We start from the raw sequence: 18057 nt of genomic DNA on the forward strand, positions 1-18057 counted from the left end.
GTCAATTGTTAAATTATCTTGCACTAAAACCTGAAGAGAATAAAGATATCAAAGACAAATTTGCCGAATCCAAGAAGATGTTTGATACAAGTACCAATAGCGGAAAGAAAGAACAGCTCCAATACATGGAAGACAACAAGTGGAATGAAATGCAGAAAATGATCATCTCAGACCCTAATGAGATTCTTGCCGAAAAGAGCGATACATGGAAAGCATACGTAGAGCGCAATCAATCCGAACTTAACAGCTTGGCAATAAACTTCTTCACACCTATCTTCAATGCACCTGAAGGAGCTAAGTGGGGAGATATCGAAAAAGACATGCTTACACTTACTGCCAAGGATATGGATTTTTATTTTAAAGACTATGAAACTCCAGCGGAGATGATGTCAGTTCTTAAAATTAAAAAGTATGACGATATGACTTTTGATAAGCTTGAAAAATACATCCTCTTTGGTATGTACAAAAAACAACAATTTCTTAACTTTCATCGAGATGATAAAAACTATAACAAATAGACACACTATTTATTTGATAATACTATTAATGAGCATGCTATTGTCATGCTCTTTTAATAAGTCAAGCGATGAGCTTAAAAAAGAACAACAAATAATATCTATATTAGAAAAAAAATATGGATTCACAAATACTGATATTGAAACTCTAGACAGAAGGTATAGATATAGTATTAATCCTGACGGTTTTGTTAAAATCCTTTCAATAAAGGACAAGAATTGTTCGCAAATACCTCCAGAAATATTTCAACTAAAACGTCTGAAACTCTTAGATGTAAGAAACACTACAATATCTCAACTTCCTCAAGCCATTTCTACTATGGAAGGTTTGGAAGAAATTAGCTTTATTAATAATCCAATCGAAATGATTGGCAAATTCAAAATACCAAATAGTGTAAATGATATTTGGATAAGAAGAACCCCTCTTAAAGAGTTCCCTCATTTTTACAAAGAAGATAATTCAATTCCTTATGAGTTAATGCTTAATGAGACACTCATCGAAGAGATTCCAGATTACATCAACGAGATGAATATCACTCAACTGAATGTCATGAACTGTCCCAACCTCCAATACATCTCTCCCAAGCTGGGAGAGTGTCAAAGCTTAGAAGTGTTGGAATTTAAAAGAAATTATAAGATCAAAGAGTTTCCTAAGGAGTTGGACAATCTTAAGAGACTAAAAAGATTAACATTGCCAAATACTGGACTTACAACTATACCTGACTTTGTTTATGAGCTGGATAGCTTAAAGTCCTTACATCTTTATGAAAATAGCATCTCTGAAATTCCTCCTCAAATAGGACAATTGAAAAACCTAAATCGTTTATTATTGTCAATTAATGACATTTCATCTCTTCCTAAAGAAATCGGAGACTTAAAACAACTCGAACTGCTCGATCTACGAGGCAACCCTCTCAAATGGAAAGCTCTCCCTGCCGAAGCATTCTGGCCAAGAGAAGGCGATAAGCAAACTCGCCTGTTGATTGATACAGACGACTACAGCAAGTTCATCGTCCCGGAAGACCAAGTACGACAAGCATTTGATCTGATCGACAGGTAAATAATTGAAAATTAGGATAGGTTGGTCATTGTTAATTATCCCAACTGGTTTACCACCTCTAATGCAAATCTTTTCGCTTGACTATCCATGCCTTATAATCTGCATTTATCAGAATTCCATCTTTGAGGATTATTGATGATGTAATTCGACATTTTGGTTCGCATCGGAGATACGAACCAGCAGGAATTTTGGACCGTTATTTAATACAAAAGTGAACGACTTTATTTAAATAGGGTGGAAGGAAGTGTCTCTTTTACCTGTAAAAATCAAATGCTTTTTTGCTTTCATAAAATCCTCCACGGCCTTTTTTGATTAAATTTTTTCTTTCTTTTACGGTCATGGTTTTCGATTTTCCATCCCCAATAATTTGAGTGAGAATCCAATACCAAAAAAATGGAAAGACCCAGATCAATATCATATGAATTCTTTTTTGTTTCGCGCTTAATGATTGAAACTTATTTATCTTCTTAAGCACCCAAATATTAAAGAGTGTATAAACCGTCAAAAAAGTATATAGTAGGGTCATGGCCTTTTAAAATTCAATATCATTATTGCCTTCAAGAACTGGGCCTGAAAATATATTACAATCAGGTAGTTTTAATTTAATGTTTTTAGGTAATTCAATCAAATCAAATTTCGAGTTATAGTCTCTGAGGTTTTGTTTTCCAATGATGATTTTTTTCAACCAAGGCATTTCCAATAACGCTTCTGGAAATTTATTGAAGTTGTTTTTTGAGATATTAAGTTCTTCGAGGTTCACCAATTGAATTAGCCTTTTTGGAAGTGTTTTCAAGCCATTTTTACTCAAATCCAGTTTTTTAATGCCGGTAAATTGTTCAATATCTTCAGGAAGCTCATGCAATCTGCAATGATGCAAATTCAGTTCATGGATATTTTCTTTATCTTCAATTTCAATGGGCATAGGAATCGGTAGATTGCGATTACTCTGTCCTTCCCTCCACCAGTCTCCGTCGTAACCATATGCACTCGCCCAATTCAGATGATTGGCTTTGCGTAGCATAGAAATAGCTTTCAAACGATAAGGATGTCCAATTTCTGCTTGAGTCATCAGATATCTTAAGCCTCTTTCTCTATGCCTGTAATATTCCAACCCGTAATACATGCAGAAATCATGCGTCCACTTGCTTTCATTTTTCTTAAGCTTTTTGACAATGTCAGATTCTTTTTCACTGCCATAATCTCTCAACTGCTTGGAAGAAAGCTCGCGCTTGAAAGAACTGTTTGACAGATCAGTCCAAAAGATGGAAGATTGACTTTTTAAGATTCCCTGAAGGTGATCCGGAAGCGTTTTCTTAAGCAATTCTTTCAATGCATTGATTCCTTTGCCTCCTGCCGTTTTGTAAAGAAATAGCATAGGGTAATAGAGTTCTTGAGGCACACCGCCTGTTTTCATCATTTCTACCGCCATGAGAATGTTTTCGTCCTGTCGAGAGTCGAGAAGATTCCAAAGATTTTGTCGTAGCGTTTCATCATTTGATTCCTCTAAGAATTGCGGGCTTAACCTCTTAAGCTGATTGAATAGTGCTGATTCAGACAGATAGGTAACTTGTCCCATTGGTTTGCCTAGCATTTCAACTGGCGCGTTGCCTAGTATCACATGACTTACCTTTTCTGAGTATTTAGTAACATATTTAGCGGAGAGTTCTTTGCAGGCATTTCTAATGTCTGTTTTCTTTGCAGAAGTTTTACCGGCGACCAACACGACAGAGTTTTCATTGACGATATATTTATCCGCACTATGATTATTTAATAACTTTTTTCTATTAGGTTCTTCGAGTTCGGGAAATCGAATGCACAGATTTCTAATACAATCTTGTTCTGTTAGGGATGGGAAGATAAGATCAGGATGTTGGCTGGCAAACTTTAGGAGTTCAACCTTTTTTTCATAGGCTATTGGAGACTTGGCCAATGCGGAAGCCAAGCGTGTGAAATTCTTCTTGCTGGGCACAATATTTTTCCATTGAAAACCATCCACATTCAAAGCTCTTGTGCTTAAAAGATTTTCTGCTTGACCAGCGCATTTCACTCTTTTCACAGACAGATAGGTCAGCTCTCTTACTTTATCATAACCTGTGAAGCTGTCCATTGGATTATCATCCAGATAGAGGTAAGTCAACTCTTTGCATTCAGCCAATTTTTTTGGAAAAGAAGTGAATTTATTAGCTTTGATCTGAAGAATCATAAGCTTAGGAAGCTTGGTCAAGATATCAGGGATTTCATCCAAATTGCAATCATTCATTTCAACTCTGAAGATTGGGCTGTTGTCAGGAATTTCTTTTGGAAAAACAGGATTTTGAACTCCATTTAGAATTAATGATTTGGCTTCTGGGTTTTGAAAAGCTTTAAGAGGAATTTCATTTCCTTCGTTATTGAAATAAATTTCCTCCCAATGCCATTGTTGACCTGACATGCTATCCGGCAGTCTGGTTACTTTGTTTTTATCAAAGAAAAATTCTTCTAATTGAACTAACTTTTCGACCTCATCAGGTATGCTTGAAAAGTCGCAATTTTGCAATTCCAGACGTCTCAATGTTAAAGCATTTTCGATGCCTTTGGGGAAGTTTTTGAGCGGGTTCATGCTAGCTGATAATATACTCAAGCAAGAGTACTTTTGAGTAAAGGAGATTTCTTCCAGGTTATTTCGATCTAACAACAATTCGGTCAAAAATTGCATTTTGCAATTTGAATCATTCCAATAACTTAGTGTTTTGTTTTTGCTGATATTCAGTGATTTAAGTGTTTTGAAATCTTTGTTTAATGGAAGGCTTTGAAGTTTGTTCTTAGCTAAATTAATGACTTCAATAGTGTCCGAAAAACCATCAGCCCAATTTTCAGAAATATTGGTGATTCTGTTGTTCTCCAGACTCAAGTATTTTAATCTCTTCAGTTTGGAAATACCTGAAGGAAATTCCCTCAACCGACAGTTTTCAAACTGCAAACTCTCAATAGGCAACTCAAAGATTTTTGATGAAATCTCACTTAAAAATCCTCCAGATACAGCCAGCTTATTAAGCTTTTTTAATTTATAAAAATCATTGCTTAGCTTATCGATTTTGGTATTTGTCAGATCCAGTTCGAGCAAATCGTTATAGCCAAAAAGTTCTTTGGGAAGTTCATTCAACTCTGTGGCATTGCTGATAAATATTTTCTTTAGATTAGGAAAAAACGAAAAGCAATGAGCTAATTGGTCAACAGTAATCGGTTTGTAAAACACCCATAACTTTTCAATGCTTTGATCTACTTTTTTCAGACCGACAATATCCTTTTTATATTTGATCGAATAAGCTCTCATATATTACATTTTTTCCAACAACATAATACTTACTTGCGGGTCTGCCATGACCATTTTTACAGATTGATTTTCACAAGCTACCAAATCCTGCAAGAACGTCATTCGGAGGTCATTAGGCATATAGTCCAGTTTGATGAATTTCTGAATATTTTGAATCTGATCCATATTCAGAATTTCGGTTTTTACTCTTAAGTGATTCAAAAGGCGTGTGCAAATCGTTGCCATGATATCCATCCGGAAAGGTTCTTTGCAAACTACAGCCTTGATAGGTTCATAGACTCTTTTCTCAAAGTTATTCGCTTCGATGATATCTTCAGGTGTGATCAGATCTTCCAAGTTTTGATTAATGAAGGAGATAAAGCTGGTTACGGCATTTTCATCTATTGTGGCATCTGCCAAAAGTTTGATCATTTCCACATGCTCATGCAGATTCTTAAAGTCTTTGATCGTCTCAAAAAATTGCACTAGGGTTCTAGGTGTGGTGCGATCTCCGATAGCTATCTCAGGGTATGTCAATACAAAGTTTATCCCGCGTGAATCTATTTCATTTTCTTCAGCCCAAAGCGCCCAGTCTTTTGGATCAAATTCCATGGTGATATGCATCATTCGGGTTAGCATTGCATCATCCATCGGCGTTACGGAGTAATCGCCTCCGTCAGGGTTTGCTGTCAAAATTATATCCCAACCTTTAGGCAGTTTCCAACTGACCAATTCAAAATTTTGAAGCAATTGCATGATGCCTCTCAAGATTCTGTCATCCGCTCGATTGACGTCGTCTATTAGTAGAATTCCTTTGCCTTCTTCCGTTGGAACCCACTCAGGTGCTTTGAAAATCATCTTGCCGTCTTCTATCATAGGCATGCCGATAAGGTCTCCCATTTCTTCAAACTGCGCTGGAGCGATGTATCTCCATTCATAATTGTTTTTCTTAGCTATTTGCTCTACGATCTGAGTTTTACCTATGCCATGAGTTCCCCAGATACATATTGGAGTTCTTTTCTTTGCTCTTTGTTCTTGTCGCTCATTGGTTTTTAGAATATGCTCGACAAATCCGATTACTTCTGTCGCATGAGTTTTTGTACCGTAAAATGTATAATTATAATCTTGTTGCTTTGCCATGTTCTTTTGAATTTAAGCCATCATCTTTATGACTCTTCCTTTTAATTGATTCCATTCTCTTGACCCTTGGCTCACTCCTTGGGGAGTAATCATCCACATCAAAGGCTTTCGAGGGTTAACTCTGATCTTATCAGCGTATCCATCTGTGAAAAATACCGTCACATCAGGTCTGATTTTATCGTTTGCTAATCGAATGACTTCGTCAAAGCAAGTTCCTCCTCGGCCCTTTACCTCTTTGGGCGGAACACCCTGATAGGAGTAAACATTGTGAATGATCGTGTCAAACTCAACGACAGTCATCTCTGCGCCATTTTTCCAGATATGATATACTTCTCCAAACAGCAACTCTATTTCCTGCTTAGACATACTTCCTGAAGTATCAACAGCTACCATTACATGGTTTTTGGATTTGATTTTTATACCGGGAGTCGTACCATAACGCTTAGATTTACGCTTCATGGTATTTTTTAGATATGTCCTTGAGCCAGTCGTTGTAAAAAGTCTCAATGCCCTTCTCCAGTCAATACTCGGCTTAAGCTTTGCCTTTAGAATATTTATTTGCTCTAAGACATCCCCAGGCAAATTCCCTTGCATATTTCCTTCTCCAACTCTCTCTATTGTATTCTTTAATACCTGATCGATATAGCCTTCCAAGAGCATTCTTTCAGGGCTTGAAAGCTTTTCAAAAGTATCCCATAATTTATGATTCTTTGTAGAGAGCTTTCCAGAGTCCAAAAGTTCTCTTAAAGATCTTTGAGTATTATCGGTATCTAAATTTGAATCAATTTTCACAGTCGAGCTTAACGTCTTGTCAAGCATTTCGGAAAGCTTGGCGTAATAATAATCCGCTGATTCCTCTGGCAGAAAGTCAATTGAGAGTCTATCTGCGATCTTTTTAAAGTCTGTATAAAACACCCCTCCGTCCGGCAATTGATCTCTTTCGATATATTGATTAATAACCATATCAAAAGCGATATTAGCAAGTTCTCTGTCCGGCATTTTCATTGTTCTGTTATAAGTGATATGCTTAAGAACTACATGCAAAATCTCATGCTTCACTACACCATATCGTTGTTCCGCTGGTATAGAAAGCCAGAAAGACTTGCTGACTGAAAACTGAACTGTAAAGTTATTCAATGCTCTGACGAATGCAGTATTCAGTCCCATCTCTTCCTCAGCTTCTGTTGTAACGCTTTTGACTATTCCGGTAAAAAAATGCCCGTAAAATGGTTCGGTCATCAGCAACTTAATGCTTGTTCGGGATATATCATCTAGTAATTCTTGATGAGTCATTTTTAATCATTAATCGAAGTAATTACCAATGTGCCTGATATTTCAATCAGGTCGCCTGATTCTTTGTCCATAAAATAATAGCCATCACTTGTAGGTTCGCTTAATACTTTTCCTGTGCTGGTCCAAGTACGCGCGACGCTACCATCGCAGTTTAATAATTCTACTTTGAACTCTGTTCCAAAGCCTTTCCACTTTGCTTGCTCAGCTCCTGTGCAACTTTCTAAAAAAATTATGGCACTTGATAATGCCAAAACCAAAACGCTTCTCATCATAATTATTCAGTTACTAAAGAAAGTGATTAAGTTAACTATTATTTGCTGGAATCACCTCCCTGAAAACAGGGGGTGAGTCTGTGAGAATCAAGTAAATCTGAGAAACATGTTAGACAGAAAGTAATAGACAGCTTAGTGATTAGCATAAATAATTTCCGGAGTCGTTTCATCAGCAAGAAGCTCATCGATAAGCTCTTTGTGATGTTTTTTGACGTAACTAGAAATAGGTGAAGGCAATTCTTTTAGCAGTACACTGCCTTCAAACGTCTTTGGGTTGACTATAATAATTTCTGTGTCATCAAAAGCTTTCTTTTGAATTGTTTTGTCCAATGCCCGATGCATTCTTATATAGTCGTTATTATCGATAAACTTATAGATATGTTTATCTCTATTCATGCTTTTAACTGTGCGGATGGCTAGTTTGAGTTGAAAATTTTTCAGGGCTCGGAATATAGGCATTCTGTCAATTATATGTCTAAAAATAATCAAGAGCATAGCTGTTAAAAGGAACATGCTAATGTAAATCAAATCATAACCTTCATTGGCATGTAAACCGTCTATTCTGCTCACGGAAGGAGTATTGTAGTCATATATCACTACTACTGGCTCTCCCGGTTTCGTTAAGTTGGCATAAGAATGATCGTAAGAATAGCCATGAAAAGTTTTGTCTATTCCAGGCACTTTGTATTCAAACTCTAAATAGTAATGATCATGGTTTGATGTGACAGAGCCGTTGACAATCCGATATTCATCGGATAGTGAAGTTAGATTGTCAAGAGGCTTTCGTTCCCTGTAGCTATAGGAAAATACCTTGTCGTAATCTCTGCTAAAGCAGATTAAAAATGGAACTAGAACGCCTATTAGTTTTCCGTTAAGAAAACCTTTAAAAAGAACAGTCCAACGTAAAGCGTTGGGGATCAAAAAAGTGGATTTAATATTCATATGTTTATTTAAAAAATAATTTATTAGATATAATCACGATTGAATTTTATACTATTTTATTTCCGCTGGAAAAACATAAAGAGGAAAATCATAAAAACCAATTATGATAAGCATTTCTGTTATGATGATAATTGCAACTTATTCAACTGATCGAGCACGCTTTGCTTGTATTGCCTGCCGATAGGCAAAGCTTGATTTTTTATTTCTATTAATTCGTGTGTATAAGCGTCTATTTTTTTTACTTGAATGATAAATGAACGATGTATTCTTAGAAATTGCTTGGAAGGCAATATTGATTCGAAGTGGCTGATACTTTCCCTTACCATGATAAATTCATTGTTCAGATATATTTTCAAATAGTCTTTTTGGCTTTCGATGTATTGGATTTCATTGAACTTGATTTTGATCATTTTGCGATCGGATTTGACAAATGCAAAGTCCTTAATTTGAGTGTCATCTTTGGTCTCAATGATTGGAGTGCTGGTCCTTTTCTTGTATACTTCCACGGCTTTGAATAACCGTTCAAGAGAGATCGGCTTGAGCAAGTAATCAATGGCTTGAAGTTCAAAGCCTTCAATAGCATATTCTCTGTGCGCTGTCGTGAATATTACTTTTGTGTCATTTGAAATGGATTTGGCAAGGCTCAGTCCCGAAATGTCCGGCATGTCAATATCCAAGAAAATCAAGTCGATTTGATTTTCATTCAAAGCTTTGAAGGCTTCCAGCGCATTTTTACAGACGGCCACAAGCTCGATAGAAGGGATGCTCTGAAGATGTATTTCAAGGATTTTTCTTGCTGTAGGCTCGTCATCGACTATTATCGATTTAATAGGAAAGTTCATAGGATGTTGTTTTTGAGGTTTGGAGAGTTAGGTTGATGTGAAAATACTGTTCTTGAAGGTTATTTTCAATGATTAGATGATGACGATCCGGATATAATATTTTCAGTCTTTGCCTAATATTATTCAATCCAAGTCCTCCAGATTGTGATGATTCATGTTGAATATGATAGGTGTTCTTAACGTTGAAATTGATTTCTTTTTGATCCACTCTAAGCTCAATCCATACTTTTAATTTATTTCCGACTTTTCGACCATGTTTAAAAGCATTTTCTATAAATGGAATGAACAGCATGGGAGAAACCATGCATTCATTATTAAGCATATCGAAATTGTGAGAAATATCCAGGCTATCTTCTAGTCTGATTTTTTCAAGCTCTATATAATTTGCCAAATGCTCGGTCTCCAACGAGATAGGGACCTCAGGCTTGTCTATTTGATAAAGCATATAGTCTAGAAGTCCCGAAAGCCTTAATATCAGATCAGGTGTTTCATCAGCTCTTTGCAAAGCGAATCCATAAATGGAGTTCAGCGTGTTGAAAAGAAAATGCGGATTGATCTGCATTTTAAGATACTTCAGTTCTTGTTTCTTTAGCTTCAGTTGAGCTTTAAGCATTTCTTGTTCCTGTTTCTTTCGTTCATTTTCGGTGTGAAGGTAATTTTTAAACAGATAGTAAATAGAGACTATCAGCACAATAAAATAAACGCTTGCGCAGACCACAAAATAACTTTTACTGAAGTTGGGGAGGGAGGAAAACGAGCCATTTGAGAGAATCATTAATGCTCCGAAAATGGAAAGCAATATGAAGTTGGTCGAGATAATTATACTGTAACAAGAGTAAAGGGCGAATTTGGCGTATTTTTTTAGCAACAGGTATCTGGGTATGAGGAATAGACCAAAGAAATAGCTAGTCAGTATTGTGATAGGCATTAATAGGGTGGAGAATTGAAATATATAATACAGGTCTTCATTTTTATAGGAAAAAAATTGAATATAAAAACCCAGAACACCTACCCAAAATAGGCTGTGAAGTATTGGTTTTTTGATAGAGTTAAGGCTTTTGAGCATAATATGTTTCTGAGAATTTAGTTTTTATTAAATTGTGAAAAAATATTGTTACTTACACGTTTTTGAGACAGAATACACTTTTCGTTAGACGAATGACTGCAATTAATTTCTGAATAGCTTAGTCGATTAAAATTGGTTAAAAGTAGTTCATACAGCTTCGTTTGTCGCAAAATAAATTTAGTTGATTTCAAAATCTGTAATCTTGGGCATGTTTAATTTTTAAAATAACAAGAAAATGAATTTAATTATCGAAGGAGGAGTAATCTTCACAGGTCCAATTACATTGATTATGATTTCAATTGTCGTTTTATGCGTGTATGCGATGATGAAAAAAGAGTCGTTGGTTAAAGTCAGTCGATTGATTCATCAGTTAAGCTTGTTCGTGTTAGCTTTTGGTTTTTTTGGGCAGATGCTAGGGCTTTATGAAGCATTTAAGACTATTTCAGCGGTAGGTTCTGTTTCTCCGCAGATTATGTTCGCCGGTTTGAGAGTGTCATCGATTTCTCCGATGATGGGAGTTTTTACTTATTTGTTGGCTAGAATAGCGGTGATGATTCTTGAGAATCAGCGAAAGGGGGTTGAAAGTGTGAAATAAAGCGAAGAGAGCAAGTTAATCTTTTCGTATTTATAGGTTTTAATAGTAGTATTTTATCAAGCGCTTGAAATAGAGGTGTAGCTCTAATCTCAAGCGCTTTTATGTTTTAATCCCTTTTAATGATTAATTCTTCTGTAATAAGAAAGTTGTCGCCTTCAAGTTTTAGAAAATATATTCCTTCGTTAAAGTTGTTAATATTGATTCGCTTATTCTTTAACTCGTTTTTGATGAGTAATTGGCCCGCATTGTTGAAAATGGAATACTCCAGTGGTATGTCAATATTTATAAAAATAATGTCATTAGCTGGATTGGGATAAAATATTGTTTTCTTTTGAATTTCAGTTATTGCGCTGTTTTGAGCGTTATTTTTTTTTCTGCTGGCGTTGCCATTGCTGTAATTGTGAAGCCCTAAATTGCTGGAGTAGTTGGAACTTTTCGCAGTCCACTCTGATGATTTGTTAAAGCTGGTATTTCCATCTGTAATGTCGCTATTTCTGATCAAAGTAACATCTTTACCAAAATATGAGCTTCCTCCATTGAAATTTCCTACGATGTCAATCAATTGATTATTGTAGAATAGACCTATAGGATCATTGCCATTGAATGATATCATCGCACCAGTGCTTGTTTCATCCGCTTTGTTTCTTATAGTGGATGTTGCGCTTGAATGAGAGATAACAAATGTTTTGTCATGAGCTAAAGTGCCTGATAAGCTATAAGTCCCAGACCAGCTTCCACTGCCATTAATTTGTTTTTTCAGTGAATAGTCGGACAGGTCTACATTGTCGCCAGTGAGGTTGACGATTTCTATTGCTTTGTTGTAACTGGATCCTTCAATATATTCTGAGATAAAAAGCTGGTTTGAAGTCCCTGAATTTGAACCGCCACTGTTATTGCCAAATCTATTTTCCGCTTGAGGGCCTCCCCAAATCGCTGTTGCAAAAGCTGGATTATCTATAAATGGATTTCGATTTCCTTGAAGGTTTTCTAGGATTGGGTTTCTTTGGAGCTCGTATTCAGATACAGGGTCTTCGGCATTCCATTCCAGAAACAAAGCGATCATTTTATTATCGTTGCTTACTGTTTGACCGATACCTACATTTGAAGGCAAGCATCTATTGCCGTATCTTAAGTACATGTACATGATCATTCTGGCTACATCGCCTTTCCATTCATCTCCAGGGTACCAATATGTATTTACGACTCCCGAGTTTCCGCTCCCGTCAGCGAATTTTCGACTGCCTCGAGTGCTATTCATTCGAGTATCAGAGGCTCTAAGATTGTGAGCGTCAGCTCCGGCTCCGCTAGTTCCTAGGTTAGGATTGGCTAAAGACTTAGGGTACACATGCTCTCTGTTCCAGTCAGTGGATCCTCCACCGTTGTCATTTTTGCTTCTTGTTCTGTCATTTTTGGTATCAGAGTCATAGTCATTGTAACCATAAATCAAGAATACCTTTGAAGATGTCGAACTGGTAAGGTCTGTTGATTTCAAAGCATTCCAAACACCCGGTGTATAGGACAGGTTTGTTGTATGTGTTGAAGAGATTTTGTTTGCAAGTTCATATTTAAGGCTGAGTCCTGTAGCGTTGATGTTTACATCATCGTAATAACTTGGAACTTGCGCTAAAGCGCCGAAATTAATGGCCAGAAAGAGGATGAATAGAAATTGTTTCATGATAAATGAAAGTTTAAAATGTTTAAATGTGGTAAAAGCTTAGTGCAGAGCTTGTTGGCTCTATGATGCAATTAAACAAACCTTCATTATTTGAATATTACTGTGGTGGCTGACAATGTGTTTATTTGGTCATTTGATTGTTATTAGAAAAAGTAGTGTTTATTAAATGATATTATTTTGAAAAATAGATTATTTCTTTTTAGCTCTTGGGCTTGATGATGCCATTTTTCGGGATTTTCCAGTTGCTTGAGAGATAGCTTCGAGAGGGGTTGAACGTTCTTTTTCCACATCTTTGGCGAGTGCGATTAAAGTAGAGAATGTCATGTTGGTTTCTTCATTCCATCTGAGCAATTGATCACCGCTGAAGCTTGCGGAAGCCAGCACAGTGTCAAACGTTGGAAAGCGCATGGCTCTTAATTTTCTTTCAAGTGGCAAAGGATGGTGTTTTATGGTGGTCATTACCGCTTTTGAAGTGGTTTCAACACATTCGCTCATTTCAGTGAAATGGCCGTCCCACATAGCTTCTTGTTGATCGGCTTCAGAGTCCATAAGCACAGGGTTGTACATGAGCGAGCAGATGAATTCAACAGATGCAGGATCTTTCATCAGGTTGGCCCTTTTCATTTCATAATAAAGGAATAGCTTTTCAAAATAAGAGCTTTTGTATTCTGGTAGCAGTTCTTTGATAATTAGTTGAAGAGCGATGAGTCGGTCTTTGGCTTCATTGCATCTGAGTTGACAAAGCATTAATTCATAGACTTTGGAAGTTACCTTGAGGCAAAAATCAAATAGAGCTTGCTCATCTTTATTAGCATGCCATGTTTTATGCAAAGACTCGGGAATGAGATCCACTAGGGTGTAGGCATTGAATTCGGGTAAAATGGAAGTATGAAGTTTATCAAAGAATGAACTTAGAAATTCCAAGTCATTCTTTCTTTTGCCCAGTTTACGCGTTGAAATGAAGTATCGAGCTATCTCATTATTGAATTCCTTTCCTCTGGCAGCGATCATGTCTTGCAAGCGAGTCGCTTTTGAAGCAATATGGCCCACCATTTTCATTTCATGATCCACTAGAAAATCCACGTGTTCTGTTGAAAGATCTTCAAGTTTTGCTACTTGAAAATGGTCGAGGATGTTGGCGAATTTCACACTTTCTTCCAAACGCAAAGTTTCATCAATTTCAAATTCGCTTCCAGCGACGGGTTTTTTCTTCTTCTTTTTTTTCTTTTTGGCGGGAGTGGGAGATGAATCGGTTGATGACGGCAGAGAAGTGTCATGCGGAGGAGTAGGTACGTCAATGGTTAACAAATCAAGGTTGGGCATGCTATGACTCGTTGTTTCAAGCGAGTCTTCAGCAGGACTAAAGGTCAAAGAAGGCAACAATGTAGTGGAGGCGGAATCTTGTAAAGGATGAAATTCAGGTTCGGCTATGCTTAACCCTAATTTAGACTTTTTCAGCCAGTTGTTTGCTGTTTTTATCAAATGAAGGTCTTCTGGTGTGGGGTTTATTGCTTCAAATACGCCGGTAGTTTTGGATTCGACAAATAATAGCCGTTTGCCATACTTTGATGGCGAATAATGCATATGGCTAATGGATAGAGATACCGTTCCTTTTTTTCTTTCAAATGTGCTGTCGTCTATGTCAATGGTTAGGTGGGGATAGCCTTGGGTATCGGGAATTAGGATCGCTTTGCGAATATTGGTTCTTACAAAGCGTCTTTTGCCTGCAATGCTTTTTGTCAATTTGTTGCCATACCATTCCTCTTGTCCTACGAGCACCCGCGCGCATTGTACGGGAAAAGATTCCAAAGGAATTGATGGAGGTGATATGCTTAAACTATTAGCTCTTTTGGCTATTTTTCTTTCATTGTTTTTTAATTCAATTTGTTGTTTAAGCATTTAAAGATAAGTGGAATTCATACTGTATTTATTTCAACTTATCTTATGTCTCAGTGTTTGATTATTTAAAATTCCGCAAATTTTTCAAAAATGATATTGAGGAATAGATTTTTTAAAAGGTGAAAAAAGAGGCTGCATTTTTTAATGGCAGCCTCAATATTAATTATTTCTTTAATATTATTTTTTCGGTAAATGAGCCTGATGCTGTTTCTATCACAACAATATAGATTCCTTCTCTAACATTGTTGAAGTCAATTTTCAAGCTGTTTTTATTTTGAGTTTTTACTACCGAAGTAACCTCACTACCAACAGAACTGTATACTTTAGCGTTCTTGATTTCATCGTTCATTCCATCAATATTAATAATCCTGTTAGTAGGGTTGGGGTAAAGTTTGTAATCTTTTAATGTATTTGGGGTTCCTAAGACAACGTCATTATCAGTCGCTTCAATTTTCAAGTCATCTAGCCATATGCGAGTTCCGTAACCCGAAACGTTTTGAATTTTAAGCATAACTGAGCCTTGGCCTTTGAATTGAGAAATATCAATCTGTTCTTTTCTCCAATCTCCGTTAGCCGAAGAAGGTACCCAATCGTTTGACTCTCCTTGTGGAACTTCTTTAGTTTGAAGCTCTGTATGTGTTTTACTGTATACTTCTTCCCATGACAAACCGCAGTCAGTTGAGATGAAGAACTTTAATACGTCAGGGCTAAAGTCGTTGAACTTGGTATAAGCAAGTTGAAACTCAATAAATTCTCCAGCTTTAGTGAAATTAAGAGGAGGAGAGATAATTTCATCAATTTCTCCAACAATAGCATTAGCAGCATTATTCATTACGAGGCTTGATGAGGAGTTGAAACCTGTCGTGTTGTTTATCTCCCATTTAAGTCCCGAGTCAGGATTGATAACTTCCCAATTAGCTATTGATTCATTATTTTCAAAATCAAGATTTAACGGCAATGATTGCAATTCATCTACTCTTATATAGTTTTCAATACTGATTGTATCCGATTTGTCTTCCTTGAAAACGATAAGTTCTACTTTATAGCTTCCTGATGTTGGGTAAATCACTGTAGGGTGTGCTTCAGTGGATGTTTCAGGACTGCCGCCTTCAAAGTTCCACTTTACGCTTTCAACTGTACCAATAGATTTGTTTTCAAATTTAATACTGCTGTTTTCGCATGTTGATTTTTTATCAGAACCAAACAAGGCTACTACATCATCAGGAGTAATGCAGCTGACATTTGCTTTCCATCCAGGGAAATTAGTATTCCCATCAGATTCAAAATGAAATGTCAATGCGCCGGAAGCATTAGTAGCTAGAATGCTACCGGGAGAATTCTTGCCACAATAACGACCAATAATTGGAGCTCCTTGATTTTCACCATCATGAATAGTCAGGAAATCATAATCACATTGCTCTCCCATTTCAAGTTCGAATTCTAAAAATTCTACTTTCACTTTATTTTGAGAACCTTCAGGATAAATAGTAAGCGTGCTATTTTCACTGTCAGAATAATTAGTGTTCTTTCCAGAATCAAAAAATGTTCCATCGCATGAAGTGACGCTTTTTGTGCCCATTATAATGTCAGTGCTGATGTAGTCTTTGTCTCTACATATAATATTTGCTTTCCATCCAGGGCTGTAAGAATTGTCATCAGAATGAAATCTGAAAGTTATTGAGCCACTAGAATTGTTTGCAATAACACTTTTAGGAGCATTATTGTCGCAATATAGACCAAGAGATGGAGAGTTGACATCAGGGCCATTGAAGATTTCCAAATAATCAAAGCATTCGCCATCGTCTTTTTCCAGATTAAAAGAAATAAAATCAAACTCTAATTTTTTAGTGTCGTCTTCAGGAGTGAATGTCATCACATAGTCTTCATTGTTCTCATGAGGACTTCTTAAACCAGAATCGTAAAATGTACCTTCGCAAACGGAAACAGTTGAGTTGCTCATTGCGAAAAAGTTCTCCACAACAACTGCGTCAGAAATTGTTCTCGTATGAGATTCTCCCAAGTTATTTGTTACAGTAAGTTTTACATCATATGATCCAACTTCATTGTAAACAATTTGCGGAGGTGTTTGACCTGAGAATTCAGGTGTATCAGAACCAGGAAATTCCCACTTCCATGTTGTTATATTAGCGCCAGTTTCAGAAATAGACTGATCCGTGAAGGTTATTGAATTCCCAGGTTTAACTATATCTGAACTTTGATCAAATATTGCTAAAGCCGGAGCGTCTAATATTCCTGTTTCTATAAGGTTTTGTGTTGTATGAAGGTTATTCCTTCCTGATATATCTGAGTTTAAAGCAGCTCTCATTCTATTTTTTTGCCCTTCAGTGAACATCACGGAGCAATTCGCGTAATCCATGAAGTTTTGATAGTTGTCTTTGCTGCCACAAGAAGATTGTGCCCCACAACCACCATTGCCATAAGTCAGCGGTGTATCAGCAACACCGTCGTCCACGTTGCAGGCCGCGCCAGAAAATCTTTCAGCATTTCCCCAGCAGTGCTCTAGGTTTGCCCAGTGGCCGATTTCATGCGTTAAGATTTTGTAATGTGTCCATCTGGCAGTACCTGTACGTCCAACCGCCCAATGTGAAGTTGTCACACCATCAATTAATGGCCTGTCAATAACAGTACTAGGTATATAAGCATAGGCGGATCCGCTGCCACCATCAGAGCTTGTTACAACCCAAATATTTAGATATTTTTCTCTAGGCCAAGAGATTAAATCTTGAATTTCTTGGTTTTGCCCATTACTGCTAAGTGTAGTGTAAATTCTGTTGATTCCTGTAGTAGGCTTCCCTTGTGGATCTCTTTTCGCTAAATAAAATTCGAACCCAACATTAGCAATAATATTCTGAAATTCAGTTTCTACATCTGCTAATCCTTGATTTCTAGCATTGAAATCTTCATTGACTTGTACGATGGATTCTTTAATTTGCTCATCAGAGATGTTCTCTTCACCACCTTGATGAACAATATGGAATACCATAGGAATTTTCATAATCCCGTCAGCTTTGGCTCTGCTTGCAGAAGAAGCGTTATTTAGGTCTTTTGCCGCTTGCTCAAGAGTAAACTCCGCATCTTTAATTCGCTTTAACTCTTGCGAGCTGGCATTTTTTAGTATTTGCTTGCTTTTGTTTAACTGATCGCACTTTTCAACCTTTTGGCTGAAAACGGGAAAAGCCATCATGCAAGCTAAAATAGTAGCTTTTATTTTCATATATTTTCTTGTTTGTGATTAGGGTCTAATAATGCAATGTAAAAAAAATATACAATATAAGCTTGTCTAATGAGTGTTTTATGAAGCTCTAAGCTATAATTTCCGTGAAATAGTCACATATAATTAACATCTACTTGTGAACAAAGAGTTGGACAGCAAAAAATGAAAAATATAATATTTATGTCAGGCTTTTCGTTTAACTTTGTTAGTCAAGGAAAAATTCAAGGAGAT

Annotated in this window: 13 protein-coding genes and 1 pseudogene; 4 read left to right on the forward strand and 10 right to left on the reverse strand. The window is 36.7% G+C overall.

What is annotated here, in order from left to right; all coding sequences use genetic code 11:
- Positions 1-5: 5 nt before the first annotated feature.
- Together AABK36_RS09320 and AABK36_RS09325 are read left to right on the forward strand one after the other, a co-directional pair.
- Entirely contained in the window at positions 6-518 is a 513-nt protein-coding gene (locus AABK36_RS09320; protein WP_309939679.1) for a hypothetical protein, read from the forward strand.
- The gene (locus tag AABK36_RS09325) at positions 496-1575 is read left to right on the forward strand and encodes a leucine-rich repeat domain-containing protein (RefSeq protein WP_309939680.1); all 1080 of its coding nucleotides are present in this window, start codon (positions 496-498) and stop codon (positions 1573-1575) included. Before AABK36_RS09320 ends, AABK36_RS09325 begins: the two co-directional genes overlap by 23 nt.
- Positions 1576-2107: 532 nt before the next feature.
- Here AABK36_RS09325 and AABK36_RS09330 read toward each other — a convergent pair.
- From AABK36_RS09330 to AABK36_RS09360, 7 genes are all read right to left on the reverse strand, one after another.
- The gene (locus tag AABK36_RS09330) at positions 2108-4888 is read right to left on the reverse strand and encodes a hypothetical protein (RefSeq protein WP_309939681.1); all 2781 of its coding nucleotides are present in this window, start codon (positions 4886-4888) and stop codon (positions 2108-2110) included.
- A gap of 3 nt (positions 4889-4891) precedes the next feature.
- The gene (locus AABK36_RS09335) at positions 4892-6007 is read right to left on the reverse strand and encodes an AAA family ATPase (protein WP_309939682.1); all 1116 of its coding nucleotides are present in this window, start codon (positions 6005-6007) and stop codon (positions 4892-4894) included.
- Between the two features lie 12 nt (positions 6008-6019).
- The gene (locus AABK36_RS09340; RefSeq protein ID WP_309939684.1) at positions 6020-7300 is read right to left on the reverse strand and encodes a vWA domain-containing protein; all 1281 of its coding nucleotides are present in this window, start codon (positions 7298-7300) and stop codon (positions 6020-6022) included.
- A 2-nt stretch (positions 7301-7302) separates the two neighbouring features.
- Positions 7303-7572 (reverse strand): hypothetical protein, encoded by a 270-nt coding sequence (locus AABK36_RS09345; RefSeq protein ID WP_309939685.1) that lies wholly within the window; start codon positions 7570-7572, stop codon positions 7303-7305.
- A gap of 132 nt (positions 7573-7704) precedes the next feature.
- Positions 7705-8514 (reverse strand): hypothetical protein, encoded by an 810-nt coding sequence (locus AABK36_RS09350; RefSeq protein WP_309939686.1) that lies wholly within the window; start codon positions 8512-8514, stop codon positions 7705-7707.
- Between the two features lie 119 nt (positions 8515-8633).
- Complete coding sequence (locus AABK36_RS09355; RefSeq protein ID WP_309939688.1) at positions 8634-9356, reverse strand: LytR/AlgR family response regulator transcription factor; 723 nt, start codon at positions 9354-9356, stop codon at positions 8634-8636.
- On the reverse strand, positions 9340-9969 hold the full coding sequence (locus AABK36_RS09360; RefSeq protein ID WP_309939690.1) for a sensor histidine kinase: 630 nt from the start codon (positions 9967-9969) through the stop codon (positions 9340-9342). The genes AABK36_RS09355 and AABK36_RS09360 overlap by 17 nt, the downstream gene beginning before the upstream one ends.
- A gap of 688 nt (positions 9970-10657) precedes the next feature.
- Between AABK36_RS09360 and AABK36_RS09365 the strand changes: the two genes are divergently transcribed.
- Positions 10658-11017 (forward strand): hypothetical protein, encoded by a 360-nt coding sequence (locus AABK36_RS09365; protein ID WP_309939691.1) that lies wholly within the window; start codon positions 10658-10660, stop codon positions 11015-11017.
- Positions 11018-11123: 106 nt separating this feature from the next.
- Here AABK36_RS09365 and AABK36_RS09370 read toward each other — a convergent pair whose 3' ends face one another.
- The gene (locus AABK36_RS09370; protein WP_309939692.1) at positions 11124-12692 is read right to left on the reverse strand and encodes an endonuclease; all 1569 of its coding nucleotides are present in this window, start codon (positions 12690-12692) and stop codon (positions 11124-11126) included.
- Between the two features lie 12 nt (positions 12693-12704).
- Here AABK36_RS09370 and AABK36_RS25405 point away from each other — a divergent pair.
- Positions 12705-12758 (forward strand): annotated as a pseudogene (locus tag AABK36_RS25405) (KxYKxGKxW signal peptide domain-containing protein); the annotation flags it as partial.
- A gap of 123 nt (positions 12759-12881) precedes the next feature.
- Here the strand turns inward: AABK36_RS25405 and AABK36_RS09375 are convergent.
- Together AABK36_RS09375 and AABK36_RS09380 are read right to left on the reverse strand one after the other, a co-directional pair.
- Entirely contained in the window at positions 12882-14591 is a 1710-nt protein-coding gene (locus AABK36_RS09375) for a hypothetical protein (RefSeq protein WP_309939693.1), read from the reverse strand.
- A gap of 163 nt (positions 14592-14754) precedes the next feature.
- Positions 14755-17826, reverse strand: coding sequence for a CUB domain-containing protein (locus tag AABK36_RS09380; RefSeq protein ID WP_309939694.1), 3072 nt, complete (start codon positions 17824-17826; stop codon positions 14755-14757).
- Positions 17827-18057 lie beyond the last annotated feature (231 nt).

It is taken from the genome of Aureibacter tunicatorum, assembly GCF_036492635.1.
GTDB classification, from domain to species: domain Bacteria; phylum Bacteroidota; class Bacteroidia; order Cytophagales; family Cyclobacteriaceae; genus Aureibacter; species Aureibacter tunicatorum.